This is a genomic window from Rubrobacter calidifluminis (genome assembly GCF_028617075.1).
Taxonomy (GTDB): Bacteria; Actinomycetota; Rubrobacteria; order Rubrobacterales; family Rubrobacteraceae; genus Rubrobacter_E; species Rubrobacter_E calidifluminis.
The window spans coordinates 161,213-178,362 of record NZ_JAQKGV010000001.1; the positions used below are offsets into that span (position 1 = coordinate 161,213).

The window sequence follows — 17,150 nt, forward strand, 5'->3', positions numbered from 1 at the left end:
ATGGCATCCGTCACGACGACGTCCAAAGTTATCATCTCGGTATGCAACCTCAGGAAGGATTTCGAGACACCCTCCGGTGGGAACCTCCCGGTGCTGGAGGGGATAGACCTCGAGTTGCACGAGGGGGAGATCGTGGCCCTCCTCGGGAGGTCCGGGTCTGGTAAGTCTACGCTGCTGCGCTGTATCGCGGGGCTCATACCGCCTTCGGAGGGTAACGTCTTCTACCGGGGCAGGCCCCTCTCCGGCTCCAACCCGGGCACGGCGGTGGTCTTCCAGACCTTCGCGCTCCTGCCCTGGCTCACGGTGCAGCAGAACGTCGAGATCGGACTCGAAGCCCGCGGCGTGCCGCGTGAGGAGAGAAGGAAGAGGGCGCTCAAGGTGATAGACCTGATCGGGCTCGACGGGTTCGAGTCGGCCTACCCCAAGGAGCTCTCGGGGGGGATGCGCCAGCGGGTGGGCTTCGCCCGGGCTCTGGTCGTCGAGCCGGACGTGCTGCTCATGGACGAGCCGTTCAGCGCGCTCGACGTGCTCACCGCCGAGAACCTCAGGACCGAGATCCTCGAGCTGTGGCAGGCCGGTGAATTTCCCGCGAGGTCCATACTGCTCGTCACCCACAACATCGAGGAGGCCCTGCTCTTCGCCGACCGGGTGGTGGTGCTCGGGACCAACCCCGGTCGCATAAAGCACTCTCTGGTGGTCGGCCTGCCGCGTCCGCGCGACCGGCGCTCCGCTGCTTTCGAGGCGCTGCTCGACAGAACCTACGGGGTGATGATGGGGCGTGAGGAGGAGCTGCGCGGGGAGCTGGAGGGTGAGACGGAATCCGGGAGCGAGAAGGGGGTATCCCCCGGCATGATCCCCCACGCGAGCGTCGACGGGTTGTCGGGTTTTCTGGAGATACTGCAGGCCGAGGGCGGGGTGGCGGACCTGGCGGACCTCGCCTCCGACCTCGGCCTCGAGGTCGACGACATGGTGCCCCTCGTCGACGCCTGCCAGCTCCTCGGGTTCGTGAGGACCGAAGGCGGGGAGGTGCACATGACCGAAGTGGGCCACGAGTTCGCATCGGCGGACATCCAAATCTCCAAACGTCTCTTCGCCCGACAGGTGAGGGAGCGGGTGTGGCTCGTGCGGGTGATCGAGAGGGTCATAGGACGAGCTTCCGACGGAGCGCTGCCCGAGGGGCTCTTCCTGGACATTCTGGGCAACCACTTCAGCCCCGAGGAGGCGCGCCGGCAGCTCGAGGTGGCCGTGGACTGGGGCAGATACGCCGAGCTGTACGAGTACGACGCCGCCCGCAGGGAGATCCGCACCCCGAACTTCGACGAGCGGAGATAAGGCCGCCTGTCCCGCCGAGGAACGGGGTTTCACGACCCGAGGCCACGTTTTAGCGACTATTTTACGTGTCGGGCGTAATCATGGTAGGCGAGCGCCCCGGTTCCATGCTCGAGGGAGGTCGAAGCTGCTGCGCCGGTTGTGGAGAATGTCGACGTGAAGGTCTATCGTGGTCGAATGAGGTTCGTGGGCGCCAGGAGGCGCCAGAAGAGGAAAGAGTTCCGCAAGCGCCTCTATCGCAGGCGCAGATGGTTCGGCCTCTTCGTCCTGGGGGCGGTGGTCCTGATCTGTTTCGCCGCGATAAAGGCCGAGGGCACGATAAAGGACGGGCCGATCCCGCCGGGGTTCTTCGCCGCCCATCCTTCCCTCGACCAGAGCAGCGTGATCTACGACTCCTCCGGCCATCCGGTGAGCTACGTCTTCGGGTCCGAGAACAGGATCGTGGTTCCCCTGAGCAAGATGTCGCCGTATCTCCCGGAGGCGCTCATCGCCATAGAGGACAACAACTTCTACGAGTTCCCGGCGATAGATCCCAAAGGGATAGCCCGCGCGATAGTCGTGGACATCACCCACGGGGCGCCGAGGCAGGGGGGCTCGACGCTCACCGAGCAGCTCATGAAGCAGCTCTACATAAAGCAGAACCTGCGGGGACAGAAGGACATCTGGCGGGTTCTGGCCGAGGCGGCGCTCTCGGTCCCCTACGCGATGAGCCACACCAAGCACCAGATCCTGCAGAACTACCTCAACACCGTCTACTTCGGGCATAACGCCTACGGAGCGCAGGCTGCGTCCCTGACTTACTTCGGGGTACCCGCGAACAAGCTGAGCCTGCCGCAGGCGGCCACCCTGGCCGGGTTGGTCAACGCACCGACGTCCCTCGACCCGCTCAAGAACCCGAAGGCCGCCACCCAGAGGCGAAACGCCGTCCTCAAGGCGATGTTCGAGCAGCACATGATCTCCCGCTCCCGCTACGAGAAGTCGGTGAAGACCCCGCTGCAGACTCACCCCTACGATTTCTCGGCCCCCGCTCAGGATGAGGCGTACACCACCGCGGTGAAGAACCTCCTCTTCAGGAAGCTCGGCCAGAAGAAGCTGGAGACCGGAGGCCTCAAGATCTACACCCCGATGAAGGAGAGCTTCCAGAAGAACACCTACGACTCCGCCAAAGCTCTGCTGCCCGACCCTTCGGTGGATCCCTCGGCCGCCTCGGCGGTGGTCCAGCCGGGCACCGGGGCGGTCCTCTCGCTGCAGGGTATCACCCCCGGTGGGTTCGACCTCGCCACCCGAGGATACAGGCAGCCGGGCAGTTCCTTCAAGACCTTCGTGCTCGCCGCCGCGGTGAAGGACGGCATAGACCCGGCCAGGAGCGTGTTCGTCTCGAGGAACCTGCAGTTCTCCTGGAACGGTACCCCGGCGAGCATCCACAACTTCGCCTACAGGCAGCGGGGGCCGATGACGCTGGAGAAGGCGACCGAGATCTCCGACGACTCAGTCTTCGTTCAGCTCGGGCTCCTGGTGGGGCTGGACAACGTGATCCGAACCGCCCACCAGATGGGGATCACCTCGTCCCTCAACCGGGATCCCTCGATGCTCCTCGGCGGGCTGCAAAAGGGGGTGACGGTGCTCGAGATGGCCTCGGCCTACGCGACGCTCGCCGACGGGGGCGTCTACCACTCACCGTACGTCGTGAGCAAGGTCGAACAGAACGGCCGGGTCATCTGGACGCCGCACCACACCTCCCGTCGGGCGCTCACGAAGAACCAGGCCGCCGTCGTGGACTCGGTTCTCGAAGGGGTCATGAAGAACGGCACCCCCAGATGGTTCCACGACGCCGACGCCGAGACCGAGCATACCATCGCCGGTAAGCCCGGCATCTCGAGCAACGACAACGACGCCTACTTCGCGGCCTACACCCCTCAGTACTCGATGGCCGTCTGGGTCGGCTACCCACAGGGGGGCTCGATGGCGAACGTGCCGGGGATAGGCTACGTCTACGGCGAGAGTATCCCGCAGGAGATCATGATCCAGCTCTTCAAGGAAGCCCTCCGGAACGAGCCGAATGTCGGTTTCCCGAAGCCCGACTTCTCCGGGCTGCACGCGATCTACGTGCCCCCGAACGACATCCAGAACCTGGCGGACAACGGCCTGCGCGGCACCAGCATAAACGCCTTCTCACCCCCGCCGGTCCATCCGGCAGGCAGCATTGCCGGCCGGGGAAAGCAGGGGATCCTCCCCGAAGGCAGCGGGGGTACAAGCCTCCTGCGGGGGCTGCACCGGCTCCTCAGGAGCATCCAGAAGAGCCTCCCGTGACCCCCTGCCTCAGCCCACTCGTTTCCAGACGGCGGCGGTGACACTCCGCATGAAGAGCGCCGCAGCCCTGCGCTCCTCTTCGTCCATCCGCCCGGCTATCTCCCGGATCTCCTGCACGAGCGGCCGGAGGTGCCGCCGGGCCTCCGCGACCCCCTGCGGGGTGGCCCGTAGCAGGGAGCTGCGGCGGTCGTTCGGGTTCGGGTGCCTCTCCACGAAGCCGGCCTTTTCCAGACGGTCCACCAGAGCGGTCACGGCCCCGGAGGTCATCGAGAGCCGACGTCCCAGCTCCTTCGGGGTCATCTCCCCCGCACCCAGGTGTTCCAGCGCCGCCACCTCCGAGAGCCCGAGCCCGACCCTCCGGGCCACCGCCGCAGTGTACGAGAGGACCGCCGAGATTTCGTCGCGCAGCAACACCACCAGATCCTCAGGATCGTATCCCGGGTTTCTACCGGCCTCGCTCTCGTGACGGTCGTCCATGGGGGTGTTGTAGCACGCCTCCTCTCCCTTTGTGAACCCTGTATCCGAGTGTGAACCCTGTATCCGAGCCGCAAAAATTTCTGATGCAATGATTGAAATTGCAAGTAAATCTCGTATACTCTCCAGGCTGTTACGGAACGTTACGAGGTGTTCCATGTCCGGGTTTTTGCGGAACGACGAGAAGGAGGCCGGGGTAAGGATCTTCGTTGGCGAGGAGCCGCTTCTGGAGCAGCTTGCGCTGGCCTTCAAGCGGACGCTCGGTGCGATCGAGCGGGAGGGCGGCATCGGTGCGATGAAGCTGTTCGTGCTCTCCGAGATCGGACGTGGGGATGGGGTGAGCCAGGCTGCCATCTGTCAGGAGCACGGGCTCGACCCTTCGCGGGTGACGCGTTTCGCGCAGGCGCTGGAGGGGGAGGGTTTGATCTTTCGGGAGCGCGATCCCGAGGACAACCGGGTGGTCAGGATGTACCTCACCAGCGAGGGGAGGAGGCTGCTCGAGGTGGTACCGGCGCTCGAAGAGGGGCTGGGGCGACGGGTGTCTGGCGCCATGAGCGAGCGGGAGGTAGAGGAGCTACGACGCCTGCTCGGGTTGCTCGCCGAGGCGATGAAGAAGTGATCGGATTTCAGAGGAAGGATTTAGAGATGAAGGGTTTTATGTTCAGAAGAGGGGCGGGAGGATGAGCCGTCTGAAGGAGCCCGGGGTCAGGGCTCAGGTGTTGGCGGTGGCCGGGCTGATGCTCGCGCTCTTTCTGGTGGCGCTAGATCAGACGGTGGTCGGGACGGCGATGCCCAAGATTATCGCCGACCTCAAGGGTTTCGACATGTACGCGTGGGTAACTACCTCGTATCTGCTCGCCTCCACCGCGATGATCCCGGTCATCGGCAAGCTCGGCGACATCTACGGAAGAAAGTGGTTCATCTTCTCCGGGATAGTGGTCTTCCTGGCGGCGAGCGCCCTCTCGGGGGCCTCCTGGGGGATGAACGAGCTGATCGTCTTCCGCGGGCTGCAGGGGCTTGGGGCCGGGATGATCTTCTCGAACATCTTCACTTCGGTCGCGGACATCTTCCCCGACCCGGCCCGCCGCTCCCGCTACCAGGGCGTCTTCTTCAGCGTGTTCGCGCTCTCCAGCGTCATTGGCCCGACTTTAGGCGGTTGGATCACGGACAACCTCTCCTGGCGGTGGGTGTTCTACATCAACCTGCCTCTGGGCATCTTCTCTCTGTTCGTGCTGCCCTTCGTGCTGCCGCAGAGCAGCCAGCGCCGCCGGACAAAGATAGACCTTGCCGGGGCCGCCACGGTGACCGCTGCCGTCGTCGCGCTCCTGCTCGCCCTCTCCTGGGTCGGCCAGGGCTACAACTGGAGCTCCGACCGCGTCGTCGGCGGGCTCGTCGCCTCCGCCCTCCTCTTCGCCGCCTTCGTGCCGCTGGAGCTGCGCGCCGCAGAGCCCGTCATCCCGCTCTCGCTCTTCAAGAGCCGGGTCTTCGCCTCCGCGTCTGCGCTCATGTTCCTCCTGGGCATCGGGATGTTCGCGGTCATCCTCTACACCCCGCTCTTCGTTCAGGGCGTCCTCGGCAAGACCGCGACCGGCTCGGGGACCATCCTCACCCCGCTGGTTTTGACCATGACCGGGATGGGTATCGTCGTCGGCCAGCTCGTCGCGAAGTTCAAGCGCACCAAGCCCTTCATGGTGCTCGGGACCGTGGTGATGGCACTCGGCCTCTACCTGCTCAGCACGCTCGACGTCCACTCTGGCGAGGGGACCGTCGCGCTCTACCTCATCATCACCGGACTCGGGCTCGGCCCGCTCATGCCCACATCCACCCTCTCGGTACAGAGCACGGTGGAGAGGAAGATGCTCGGGGTCGCGACCTCGGCCACCCAGTTCATTCGCTCCATAGGCTCCACCGTCGGTACCGCTGTCGTCGGCTCGATAGTCACCCGCGGCTACGCCGACAAGCTTGCCAGCGACGCCCCGCCGCAGGCTCCGGAACGGCTCGTCAAGGCCCTGCAGAACCCGCAGGCGCTCGTCAGCGAGCAGGCTCGCCGCGCCCTCGCCCGCGCCGTCTCGGCCTTCCCCGGCGGCGAGCAGCTCCTGGCCGCGGTAATACAGACCGCCCGTGCCGCCCTCGCGCATTCGATCCACGAGGGCTTCCTCTTCACGCTGGTCGCTATCCTGCTCGGGTTTATAGCCGCGCTCGCGATGAAGAATATCCACCTCGACGACGCGAGTCTCCCGGGACGCGCACCCGAGATGCAGCAGCCCGACCGGGAGCGGCAACGGGCGATCCTCACCGGCATCACCCTGGAGTACCTCGCCCGCAGGGTCGAGAGCGCCAACGGTGAATCTCCGGGCCTGATCTCGGCCGCCTCCAGGCTCGTCCCCGAGTCTAAAGGCACCGAGAAGGAGCGCGCGGTGATCGCCGCGAGGGAGGTGCTGCGTCCCCTCGCCGTGCAGGTCCTCCTCTCCGGGATGCGCCGGGATGCAGATGACGACGGCACCTCCTCCTTGAGGGAGGAGGCCCGGACCGGATGAAGCGTGCCGGTCAGGCCTCCGGTGTGGCCGCCGGGGGTGGAGGGGCTAGAGGCTTCCGGACTGCCGCATCATCCCGCCGTCGACGAAGTAGGTGCTGCCGGTGACGTAAGAGGCGGCGTCCGAGGCGAGGAAGACCGCGACCGAGGCGACGTCCTCCGGCTGGCCGATTCTCCCGAGCGGTATCTCCTCGAGGAGCTGCTTCATCTGGTCGGGATTCTCTTTCAGGTTCTGGTTTATCGGGGTCTCGATTGCGCCGGGGCCGATGTTGTTCACGGTGATCCCGTACGGGGCGAGCTCGACGGCGATCGTGCGCATGAGCATCTTCAGCCCGCCCTTCGCCGCGCAGTAGGGGGCGTTGGTTGGCATGGTTATCTCCTCGTGGATGCTGGAGACGTTTATGATCCTGCCGCCGCCCCCCTGCGAGACCATCTGCTTCGCCGCCTCCTGGCAGCAGAGCCACACCCCGGTGAGGTTCACCGCGATGACCTTCTCCCAGGTCTCGAGCGGCGTCTCCAGGAACGGCTTCTTCTCCTCGATCCCGGCGTTGTTCACCATTATGTCGAGCCGTCCGAACTCCTCGACCGTCTTGCCGACGAGCTTCTTTATGTCCTCGGGCTTCGAGACGTCGGCCTGCACGGCGATGGCCCGACCGCCGGACTTCTCGATCTCCTCGACGGCCTCCTTCGCTTCGTTGGGGTGGCTGCGGTAATCGACCGTGACCTTCGCGCCCTCCCGTCCGAAGGCCTTCGCGATGGCCTTGCCTATCCCGAGCGAGGAACCCGTCACGATCGCGACCTTGTCCTTGAGCTGCATCTCTTTCGGCTCCTTTCAGCCCTCTTCGTCCATCACGGTATCCAGATAGAGCGCGGCCGTCCACGAGAAGAAGACCGAGCCGTGCCCGCTGCCGTCGAACGGGTCGAAGTACTCGTGGAAGCCGGAGTCCTCGACGAGGTTCGCGATGCTCTCCCGCAGGCGACGTGCCTCTTCGTCGTGCCCGTAGCGCTCGAGCCCGCGCATCAAGAACCAGTTTATGTTTATCCAGACCGGCCCCCGCCAGTACTGCACCGGCGAGAAGCCGAAGCCGTGCACGTCGTAGCAGGGGATCGGGATGACCTTCTCGTTCTCCAGGTCGAAGTAGCCCTTCAGGCTCTCGACCATCCGTCTGGCCTGCTCCTCGTCCGGCACCCCGGCGTAGAGCGGGACGAAGTTCGGGGTGACGTACGCCTGGATCTCGCGCTCCGAGACCAGGTCGTAGTCGAGGTAGATGGCGTGCTCTTCGTCCCAGAGCTTCTCGTTCATCGCCCTTCTGGTCTTCTCGCCGCGTTCCTCCATCGGGGAAGGGTCCTCCCCCAGGATGCGCGCGATCTCGGCGAGATCCTGGTCGGCCCGGTACAGCAGCGCGTTGAAGAGCACGTCCTGCACCAGAAACGGACAGTCTTCCCGGATCTTCGCCTCGTCGTACTCCCGCTCGGCGAAGAACCTGACCAGCCAGGCGAAGCGGTCGTAGGCGCTGCTCGTCGGGCGGTCGGCGGCGGAGACGGTGTGGGTGTCGGCGCGGTGGTAGCGCGGAATTTCCTCCGGCCGCAGGTGCATGCCGAGCATGATCGCGTCCCACAGCGGCGAGTTGTCCATCCCGCTCTCCCACGGGTGGCGGATGTAGACGAGACCCTCGTCCTCCGGGTCACGTTCCCGGTAGAGGTAGTCGTGCCAGCTCCTGAGGTGAGGATACGCCTCTTCGAGGAACCTCCTGCCCTCCTTCTCGTCTTGCGCGTGGCGGTAGGTGTGCAGCACGGCAGTGGCGTGCACCGGCGGCTGGACCACGCCCGAGGTCTTGTGATGCTCGGGTGCGTCCGGGCTCTCCTTGGCGTGCCAGAACCCGGGACCCGGGAAGTAGTTCCCGAACTCGGGGTTGAAGACGATCTGCGGCAGGAGCCCGTTCTTCCACTGCGCGCTGAAGAGGTGGCGCAGCTCGCGCACCGCCCGGGAGGTGTCGTAGCGGGCGTAGCCGAAGGCTATGAGACCGGAATCCCAGGACCACTGGTGCGGGTAGAGCCTCGGCCCCGGCTGCGTGTAGCTGCCGGTCCAGTTGAAATCCAGTATCTTCCTGGCCTGCTCGATCGAGATCCTGCGACTCTTTTCACTCGCCAAAGCGCCCACCTCCGTCTCGTACCAGAAACAGGATAATACCTTCGGGGTGGGGATGCGGGGTCGTTCAGCGGGAGACGCCCTTCTCCCTGCTCGCCTCCCTCACCCGGCGGATGAGAAGGGCCAGGCTTACGAGCGCCACCAAGAGCGCCATAAGCCTGAGGAATGGCCAGCCGGAGAATGCAGGGCCCCCTGCACCGTTGAAGGTGTCCCAGAGGGCGTGCAGGATCACCGCGGCGACGAACGACCCTACCACGCGCCGGTTCATCACCGGGCGGCCCGCCATCAACCGCTCGCGCCAGAGCGAGGAGCACACCAGCCCCGTCCAGGCGGCGTGACCCGCCGGGGAGAGGAGCCCGCGCGCGAGCAGCACCGTGTTCAGCACCGCGATGTTCCCGCCCGATCTCAGGAGCAGCACGAAGGCGTAACCCATCGTCTCGAGCGCGGCGAACCCCATCGCGGTCGCCACCCCGAGGACGATCCCGTCGGCCTCCGAACGGTAACGCCCCACCAGGTAGAAGGCCACCGGGACGACTAGCTTGGCCCCCTCCTCGATCAGCCCGACCCCGAGCAGCGGCAGGAAACCCAGGCTCAGCAGCACCCGGTACTCGAACACGCCGGCGAGGACGGTGCCTAGCACCCCGCCCCACAGAAAGCAGGCGGCGAGCGAGGGGAACGGAACGTCCCAGTCCGGCATTCTCTCGTAGAGGTAGGCGGTGAAGCTCACCGGGACGAGGAAGGCCCCTATCATGATCACCGAAGGGACGTAGTTCGGGTTCCCGGTCCGGACGAGGGCGTTCTCGAGCAAATAGAGCAGTACGATACCGCTCACGAAGATCTGCAGCCACCGGCGCTTCAGGATGTTCAAGTAAGACCCCGCAGCCTCTCGAGGGAAGGTTTGCTCCGTCGCCAAGATAACCGGCGCCGATACCCCGGTCAAGCACGGTGCCGTCGCCTGCGGGATTTCCTCTGCCCCAGGTTCAGCGTGGGATAGAGCACCGCGGCGAGCGGTATCGGGAGCCAGAAGTTCAGGATCCGGTATCCCAGCACCGGGACGACGGCCTCAGATCCCGTGCCGAGCAACGCGAGTGTTCCGAGCATGAGCGTCTCGAAGACCCCGATGCCGCCGGGTGTTATCGGGAGCGAGGCAGCGGTGGTGGCCAGGCCGTAGGAAACAAGCAGCCCGACCGTCCCCGCCCGAACCTCGAAAGCGCGGAACATCAGGATCAGGCAGAGTGCGTCGAAGGCCCAGTATCCGCAGGCCAGCGCCACCAGCCGCCACGCCTCGGCCGGATCCTCGCCGACCTGCCGGAACATCGCCCGGAGCTCTTCCCTCGTACGATCGACGATGCGGGCGGCCCTGAGCCTCGCCGGCTCCCGACCACCACCGAGGCCGGGTATCCTGCGCGAGAGCTCTATGGCCCGCGCCAACGCCTTCTCCGAGACCCCGGGGTTTCTGTACGCCGCGTATCCGCCGCAGAGCAGCACCGCCGCCACGAAGAGCCCTGCGAAAGCGGTGCCGAGGCTCGCCGCCCCATGTTCCCCGTGGGCGAGCATGTAGGCGGCGCTCGCCGCGAAGAGCACTCCCAGGGTGGCATACGAGAGTGCGGTCGCAGCGGCGAGCGCGAGCCCGGCCCGGCGCGGGGGTACGTTCTTCTTCCTCAACCCGCCGTAGGTGACGGTCGCGGCGGCGGCCCCCCCGCCCGGCAGCACCTTGGACGCCCCGAGCCCGGAGAGCGTGAGGCGCAGCATGTACCAGAAACCTATCCCGGACTGCCTCCTGGACCCTGGCGAGGCCCCGATGCCGGCCGCGGTTCCAACCGAGCGCCCGAGGAGCTCCGAGTAGCAGACGTTCCTCAGTATCTCCGAGAGGAAGGCCGCAACCATCGCCGGCGTGTCGGCGTGGAGCACGAGCCGCACCGAGCGCGTGATGCCCGGGAGCTGGGGCAGGAGCAGGTGCAGCGCGAGGCCTACCGAGACCAGGTAGAGTATGTTGCGCAACAGCGAGCGCAGATGTTCCTCCTCGGCCGTGTCATTCAGGGACGCCACAAGATAACAGCATCGGGGCGCCCGTGTGTGTATCATCACTTGCGTGAGCGGGCTCTTCGCCGGATTGATCTTCGTAGTGACGCTCGCCCTGATCCTCACCCGCCCCCACGGCATCGGCGAGGTTTGGTGGGCTGCCGCGGGAGGGGTGGCCGTGCTTGTCTTCGGGCTGGTCTCTCTGCAACAGCTCGAGGACATCCTCGAGACGACCCAGGATGCACTGATCTTCCTGATCGGGCTGATGGCGGTGAGTGCGGTGGCCGAGCGGGCGGGGTTCTTCGAGTGGGTCGCCACCCGGGCCGCCCAGGCAGGGGGTGGGAGCGCGCTCAGGCTCTACGTATTCGTCTTCATGGCTGGCACCCTCGTCACGGCCTTCCTCTCGCTGGACTCGACGGCGATCGTTCTGACCCCCGTCGTCTATGTGATGGTTTCCCGGCTGCGGCTCCCTCCGCTGCCCTTCATGTTCGCCTGCACCTACACCGCGAACACCGCCTCGCTGTTCCTGCCGGTCTCGAACCTGACCAACCTGCTCTTCTACAACGCGCTCGGCCTGGGGTTTTTGCGCTTCTCCCTGGTGATGTTGCTGCCGGCTCTGCTTGCGGTGGTGGCGAACGCGGCGGTGTTCTTCTGGCTCTTCCGGCGGGAGATCAGGGGTTCTTACGGTGCGAAACCGGGCCTGTTCATTCCGCGGGAACCGGCGTTTTTCCGGCTCGCCGCGGCGGGTGTCGCGGTTCTGCTCGCCGGTTTTTTCGTGGCCTCCGCCCTCGGGGTCCCGATCGGGGTGGTCTCGCTGTGCGGTGGGGTGCTGCTGGTGGCCACGGCCCGCTGGCGCGGGTGGGTGGGGCTGCGCGAGGTCGCTGGCTCTGTGTCCTGGGGGCTCGTCGTGCTCGTGGTCGGCCTTTTCGTGGTGGTGCGGGCGGTCGAGAACGCGGGACTTTCTGAGGTGGTGCGGGCCGCCTACACCGCGGCGGGTTCCTGGGGTGGCCCGGCCGGCATCCTCGTCGTCGCCGCCGGGACGGCACTTGGGGCCAACCTGGTCAACAACGTGCCCATGGCGGTGGTCTCGCTCGGGGTGCTCCCGGAGGTCCACCACCCTGCTCTGGCCTACGCCTCGCTGCTCGGGACCAACATCGGCCCCAACCTCACGGTCGTCGGGTCGCTGGCGACCCTGATCTGGTTGTCCATCGTCCGCGGGCGCGGGATGGAGATAACCTCCCGCGAGTATCTCAGGGTGGGGATGGTTGCCACCCCGGTGATCCTGGCGGCCGCATCGCTCGGGCTCTGGATCTCGCTCGGAATCTTCGGTCCTTAGGGGGTGCTCTCTTTGCGCGCGATGGTCTGTATCGAGGTGAGAGACCGGGAGCGGGTGGTGTACGGTTGTTCCCGGTACCTGGCGGGGGTGCGGGAGGTCCTGCTCACGCACGTTCTGGACGAGAGGGCCCTCCGGGGCTACGACCTCGCGTTGCAGGGGCTGCTGGGGAGACGCCAGCCGCGGCCGGACGAGCTGCTCAGGGAGGCGGAGTCCGCCGCGCTGGAGATGCTGGAGGAGGCACGGGCTCTGCTCTCCACCCTCCTCCTGGAAGGGACGGAGATCGAGGGCCTCCTGCTGCACGGCAGGCCGGAACACGAGCTGGTGCGTGCCGCCGCGGCGCGGGAGGTGTCGGCGCTTATCCTGGGCCGCGGGGGCGCCGACGGCGAGTCGGCCGTGGTTTCCGGCAGGATCTCCGGCTGGCGCCGCAACCCCCACGGCGAGATCGATGGTTTATACCTGGAGGACGGAACGGAGGTACGCTTCCCCCCGCACCGGGGAGCACAGATCGAGACCGCCCTGCACGAGGGCGAGAACGTGGAGGTCCGGGGCGAGCGACGCCCCCGACACGTCCACGCCCGCCTGATCACGTCCCTCGACTCCGGGCGTTCCCTCGAGGCCCACCCACCCCCCCAGCACGAGCCACCCAGGCGTCACCTGGGGCACGTGGCACGTTTCGTAACCGACCACGCCGGTTGCGACGTGGTGCTTCTGGGCTGAGTTTGGGAGTGGCCCGGGCTAGAGCCCGAGTTTCTCGCTGATCCTGCGCCGGTCGAACCCTATTATCACCTCGCCGTCTATGACGGTGGTCGGGGTCGCCTGCGAGTTCATCCGAACCATCTCCTGCATCGCGTCGAGGTCGGTACGGATGTTCTTTTCGGTGAACTTCACGCCCTTCTGAGATAGAAACTCCATCTCCTGATGGCAGGCGGGTCAACCCGGCTGGGTGTAGACGATTACCTCATGCTCTTCGGTCATGCGCTTTTCCTCCCTGTCTTGTGTCCACGTGGTGTTACTACCCGGCTCCCGCTTCGGTTACACTCTTGCTCATGCCGGGGAGGCCGGTAAAGAGGGCAGGACGTGGGCACCTGGGGGTCTGGGACCCGACGGGCGGTGAGGCGCGGCGTGGGAGCGGCCTCCCCGTCGAGGCCGGGGAGGAGGAGATCTCCATCCTTGCGCGGGCCGGGGGGCGGGTGTGGGAGGTGGAGGCGGAGGGCCTCGCCGGGACACTCCGCGAGGCGGAGATGGTCTGGATCGACCTGCTCCGGCCCCACGACCGCTCGAGGGCGATCCTGGAAGAGGTGCTCGAGCTCGCTCCGCTCACCGTCGAAGACTGCCTCTCCCCGCTGCGCATGCCCAAGGTCGACTTTTTCGGTGGCGGGGCCTTCGTTGCAGGCTTCGCTGCCCGCCTGGAGGGGGATGGGCCGGTCCGGTTGAGCGCCGTAGAGGTCGACCTGGTCTTCGGCGAGAGCTGGCTGGTCACCGTGCGCGACGGGCCCCTCGAGGAGGTACGCGCACGGATCGGGCAGAGGCTGGCGTCGCCCGCCGGTACCGGAACCCCGGGCGCCGAGCTGGCCTACCGTGCTCTGGACGCGCTCGTGGACGGTCACCTGCCGGCGCTCGTGCGGGTCGCGGCTGCCGCAGAGGAGCTCGAGTCCAGCCTGGACCCCACGCGCGAGCGCGCCTCGCTCGGGGCACTGGAGGCTCTGATCTCGATGAAGCGCGACCTGCAGGCGTTCCGGCGGCTCGCGGTGGCCCAGCAGGAGGTGATCCGACGCCTCGGGCGGAGCTTCCGGGAGCAGCGCGAGTACCTCTCTGACGTCTCGGACAACCAGCGCGAGGCGGTGGACATGGCCGATGCAACCCGCGACTACGTGGACGGGGCGATAGAGGCCTACAGGATGCGCCGCGACGAGCGCAGCGAGCTCGGCATCCGGCGCCTCACCGTGCTCGCCGCCCTGCTCGGCCCGCTGAGCGTCCTCGCCGGATGGTACGGGGTGAATTTCAAGCACCTTCCCGGCCAGGACAACCCCGCCGGCTTCTGGGTCTTCATCGCCGTGCAGCTCGTCTTCGTCCTGGTCTCCGCCCTCTACCTGCGCCGCCGGGGGCTGCTCTAGGAGGCCGCCCGCGCCGCCCTCGCTTCCGCTATACTCTCAGGGCTGTGTCCGGAGTGTTGCTCATCCTGTTCGGGTACCTGCTCGGTTCGATCCCGACTGGCCTTCTGGTCGGGCTGGCCCGCGGCGTCGACGTACGCAAGGTGGGAAGCGGCAACATCGGTACCGCGAACGTCCTCAGGAGCGCCGGCAGGTTCGCCGCCTTCCTGACCCTGCTGGGCGACATGTTCAAGGGACTCGTCCCGGTCGTCGTGGCGCGCGGTCTGAGCGATTCGGAGTGGGTCTGGGCGCTCACCGCCCTCGCCGCCATCGTCGGACACTGCTGGCCGGTCTTCCTCCGCTTCCGCGGAGGAAAGGGGGTCGCGACCGGGGCCGGGAGCGGCCTCGCGCTCGTTCCTCCGGTTGGCCTGGGGGTCTTCGTGCTGTGGTGGATCATCGCGTTCGCCTTCCGCTACACCTCGCTCGCCGCGATCGTCGTCTCGGTGGCGGCGCCGGTGGGGTACCTGATCACGGGTCAGCCCCTGCCGTACCTGGTCTACGCGTTCGTCGGGGCGGCGGTGGTGCTCTGGCGGCACCGGGAGAACGCACGGGCCCTGCTGGAGGGGCGCGAGCGGAGGTTCGGCCAGAGGAGGAGAGGTGGATAGGCCGCTGCGTGAGCTCTACGCGGGGCGCTCGGTGCTTCTGACCGGTGCGACCGGCTTCGTGGGGACGGCCCTCTGCGAGAAGATCCTGCGCTCCCTGCCACAGATAGGCCGGCTCTACGTGCTGGTGCGCCCGGCGCGCGAGAGGAGCGCCCGGGAGCGCTTCGAGCGTGAGGTGCTCGGTTCGGCGGCCTTCGGGGGGTTGCGCGAGCGGCTTGGGGATGGCTTCGAAGGGCTCGTCTCGCAGAAGGTGCGGGTGCTGGAGGGGGACGTGGGCGCCCCCGCGCTCGGCCTCGGGGAGAGTGAAGTCGAGGAGCTCTCCCGCGAGGTGGACGTCGTCATCCACTCGGCGGCCTCGGTCGTCTTCGACGCCCCGCTCGACGCCGCGCTGGCCTCGAACGTGCACGGGACGCTCGGGCTCTTGCGTCTGGCCCGCTCCTGGAAGAAGAAGCCGCTCTTCGTGCACGTCTCGACGGCGTACGTCGCCGGGATGACCGACGCCCTCGTGCCGGAGGAGCTGCCGGGGGAGAGCTCTCCCTCCGGCGCCCCGATCGACGCCCGCCGCGAGGTCGAGGAGATAGAGCGTGTGATAGCCCGAACCGATCGGGATTCCCGCGCTACGAAGCTGCTGCGCGCCTTCGAGGAGGAGGCTCGCCAGAGCCTCGGGATGGTCGGCTCCGAGGAGGAGGTCTCGGAGAGGGTCGAGCAGCTCCGGCGGGCCTGGGTGCGCGACCGGCTCGTTGAGCGCGGCTCTGAGCGGGCGAAGGAGCTCGGCTGGCACGACGTCTACACCTACACCAAGTCGCTCGCCGAGAGGCTGATCCTGCTCGAACGGGGGGATCTGCCGCTCGTCATCGTGCGTCCGGCGATCATCGAGAGCAGCCTCCGCGAGCCCTACCCCGGATGGATCCAGGGCTCCAAGATGGCGGACCCCCTGATCATGGCTTACGCCAAGGGCATCCTGCGCGAGTTCCCCGGTGACCCGGAGAGCATCGTGGATTTGGTGCCGGTGGACCACGTGGTCTGCGCGATCCTCGCCGCCGCGGCGAGACGCCCCGCGAAGCCCGAGGTCTTCCAGGTCGCATCGAGCGAGCGCAACCCGCTGCGCTACCGCGAGATGCACGCCTACGTGAGGGAATACTTCCTCGAGAACCCGCTCAGAGACCCTAGCGGGCGGCCGATCCGGGTCCCCGAGTGGGACTTCCCGGGCAGAAGACGGGTCGAGGCGAAGCTCCGGGCCGAGCTTCTGGGGCTCGGGGTGGCCGGGTCTATCCTCTCCCGGCTGCGGGAGGGGCACGTGGTCTCGGATCTGCGCACCCGGGCCTCGCGCGCCGAGAAACGGGCGAGGATGGTGCTCTACTACAGCAGGATCTACGGCGGCTACGCCACGATGTCCGCACGGTTCTCCACCCGCAACACCCGCGCGCTCCTCGACTCACTCACCCCCGGGGACCGACGCGAGTTCTCCTTCGACATCGACGAGGTCGACTGGCGGCGCTGGATGCAGGAAGCGCACCTGCCCTCCCTGACCGCGAAGCCGGGGCGCCGGGCGAGGCGCCGCACCGCGCCGGAGAGGGCCGGGGAGGTCGCCGCGATCTTCGACGTGGACGGCACGCTCGTGGGCTCCAACGTCGTCTCGTACTTCGCGCACCTCAAGCTGCGCAGCCTGCCTCCGGCCGCGCGCCCGCTGTGGCTGGCATCCTTCCTGCCCCGCATCCCCTACTACTGGGCGCTGGACAGGGTGAGCCGGGCGCACTTCAACCGCGCCTTCTACCGCAACTACCGCGGCTGGAAGCCGTCCGAAGCCCGCCGCCTCGGGCTGGAGAGCTTCGCCGGGTACACGCTGGAGAGAATCTACCCGGAGGCGCTCGAGTGCCTGTGCGAGCACCGCCGGGCCGGGCACCGCATCGTGCTTCTCTCCGGAGCCCTGGACTTCATCCTGGAGCCGCTCGAAGACCTCGCCGACGAGGTGCTCTGCGCCCGTCTGGTCGAGGAGGACGGGGTGTACACCGGCGAGATCTCCGGTGCGCCGGTCGCCGGGGAGGCCCGGGCGCGGATGCTCGCCTCCTTCGCCCGCAAGCGAAACCTGGACCTCTCCCGCTCCTACGCGTATGCGGATTCGATCTCGGATCTCCCGATGCTCGAGACGGTGGGCAACCCGGTCGCCGTGAACCCCGACCGCCGGCTCGCCGCGGTGGCGAAGGAGCGGGGCTGGGAGGTCCGCAACTGGGAGGTTCGCTGAGAG

The 17,150-nt window shown here is 67.1% G+C and carries 15 protein-coding genes; 9 read left to right on the forward strand and 6 right to left on the reverse strand.

All coding sequences use genetic code 11. The features are described 5' to 3' along the window. Positions 1–1,332 (forward strand): ABC transporter ATP-binding protein, encoded by a 1,332-nt coding sequence (locus tag PJB24_RS00815; RefSeq protein WP_273841647.1) that lies wholly within the window; start codon positions 1–3, stop codon positions 1,330–1,332. 183 nt (positions 1,333–1,515) lie between these two features. After that, positions 1,516–3,639: a transglycosylase domain-containing protein gene (locus tag PJB24_RS00820; protein WP_273841649.1), complete on the forward strand. Its 2,124-nt coding sequence runs from the start codon at positions 1,516–1,518 to the stop codon at positions 3,637–3,639. 9 nt (positions 3,640–3,648) lie between these two features. Here the strand turns inward: PJB24_RS00820 and PJB24_RS00825 are convergent, their stop codons facing one another. Then, positions 3,649–4,116, reverse strand: a complete 468-nt coding sequence (locus tag PJB24_RS00825; RefSeq protein ID WP_273841652.1) for a MarR family winged helix-turn-helix transcriptional regulator — start codon at positions 4,114–4,116, stop codon at positions 3,649–3,651. 154 nt (positions 4,117–4,270) lie between these two features. Here PJB24_RS00825 and PJB24_RS00830 point away from each other — a divergent pair, with 154 nt between their 5' ends. Then, positions 4,271–4,732 (forward strand): MarR family winged helix-turn-helix transcriptional regulator, encoded by a 462-nt coding sequence (locus PJB24_RS00830; RefSeq protein WP_273841653.1) that lies wholly within the window; start codon positions 4,271–4,273, stop codon positions 4,730–4,732. 61 nt (positions 4,733–4,793) lie between these two features. After that, entirely contained in the window at positions 4,794–6,650 is a 1,857-nt protein-coding gene (locus PJB24_RS00835) for an MDR family MFS transporter (protein WP_273841655.1), read from the forward strand. Positions 6,651–6,695: 45 nt separating this feature from the next. Here PJB24_RS00835 and PJB24_RS00840 read toward each other — a convergent pair whose 3' ends face one another. The 4 genes from PJB24_RS00840 to PJB24_RS00855 form a co-directional block, all read right to left on the reverse strand. Next, entirely contained in the window at positions 6,696–7,463 is a 768-nt protein-coding gene (locus tag PJB24_RS00840) for an SDR family oxidoreductase (protein WP_273841657.1), read from the reverse strand. A gap of 15 nt (positions 7,464–7,478) precedes the next feature. After that, positions 7,479–8,798, reverse strand: a complete 1,320-nt coding sequence (locus PJB24_RS00845) for an amylo-alpha-1,6-glucosidase (RefSeq protein WP_273841660.1) — start codon at positions 8,796–8,798, stop codon at positions 7,479–7,481. A gap of 64 nt (positions 8,799–8,862) precedes the next feature. Then, positions 8,863–9,663 (reverse strand): PrsW family intramembrane metalloprotease, encoded by an 801-nt coding sequence (locus tag PJB24_RS00850; protein ID WP_273841662.1) that lies wholly within the window; start codon positions 9,661–9,663, stop codon positions 8,863–8,865. A gap of 68 nt (positions 9,664–9,731) precedes the next feature. Beyond that, complete coding sequence (locus PJB24_RS00855; RefSeq protein ID WP_273841664.1) at positions 9,732–10,844, reverse strand: lysylphosphatidylglycerol synthase transmembrane domain-containing protein; 1,113 nt, start codon at positions 10,842–10,844, stop codon at positions 9,732–9,734. Positions 10,845–10,887: 43 nt separating this feature from the next. Between PJB24_RS00855 and PJB24_RS00860 the strand changes: the two genes are divergently transcribed. Both PJB24_RS00860 and PJB24_RS00865 read left to right on the forward strand, forming a co-directional pair. Then, entirely contained in the window at positions 10,888–12,153 is a 1,266-nt protein-coding gene (locus tag PJB24_RS00860; protein ID WP_273841666.1) for an ArsB/NhaD family transporter, read from the forward strand. 12 nt (positions 12,154–12,165) lie between these two features. Further along, positions 12,166–12,870 (forward strand): adenine nucleotide alpha hydrolase family protein, encoded by a 705-nt coding sequence (locus PJB24_RS00865; protein ID WP_273841668.1) that lies wholly within the window; start codon positions 12,166–12,168, stop codon positions 12,868–12,870. Between the two features lie 18 nt (positions 12,871–12,888). Here PJB24_RS00865 and PJB24_RS00870 read toward each other — a convergent pair whose 3' ends face one another. After that, positions 12,889–13,128 (reverse strand): glutaredoxin domain-containing protein, encoded by a 240-nt coding sequence (locus tag PJB24_RS00870; RefSeq protein ID WP_475852781.1) that lies wholly within the window; start codon positions 13,126–13,128, stop codon positions 12,889–12,891. Positions 13,129–13,199: 71 nt separating this feature from the next. Here PJB24_RS00870 and PJB24_RS00875 point away from each other — a divergent pair, with 71 nt between their 5' ends. Genes PJB24_RS00875 through PJB24_RS00885 form a run of 3 tightly spaced genes read left to right on the forward strand, consistent with a single transcriptional unit; the run spans position 13,200 to position 17,147 of the window. After that, positions 13,200–14,267, forward strand: a complete 1,068-nt coding sequence (locus tag PJB24_RS00875) for a magnesium transporter CorA family protein (RefSeq protein WP_273841672.1) — start codon at positions 13,200–13,202, stop codon at positions 14,265–14,267. Between the two features lie 53 nt (positions 14,268–14,320). Then, the gene (plsY, locus tag PJB24_RS00880; RefSeq protein WP_273841674.1) at positions 14,321–14,908 is read left to right on the forward strand and encodes a glycerol-3-phosphate 1-O-acyltransferase PlsY; all 588 of its coding nucleotides are present in this window, start codon (positions 14,321–14,323) and stop codon (positions 14,906–14,908) included. Then, positions 14,901–17,147, forward strand: coding sequence for an HAD-IB family hydrolase (locus PJB24_RS00885; protein WP_273841676.1), 2,247 nt, complete (start codon positions 14,901–14,903; stop codon positions 17,145–17,147). The genes plsY and PJB24_RS00885 overlap by 8 nt, the downstream gene beginning before the upstream one ends. The last annotated feature ends 3 nt before the right edge of the window (positions 17,148–17,150 follow it).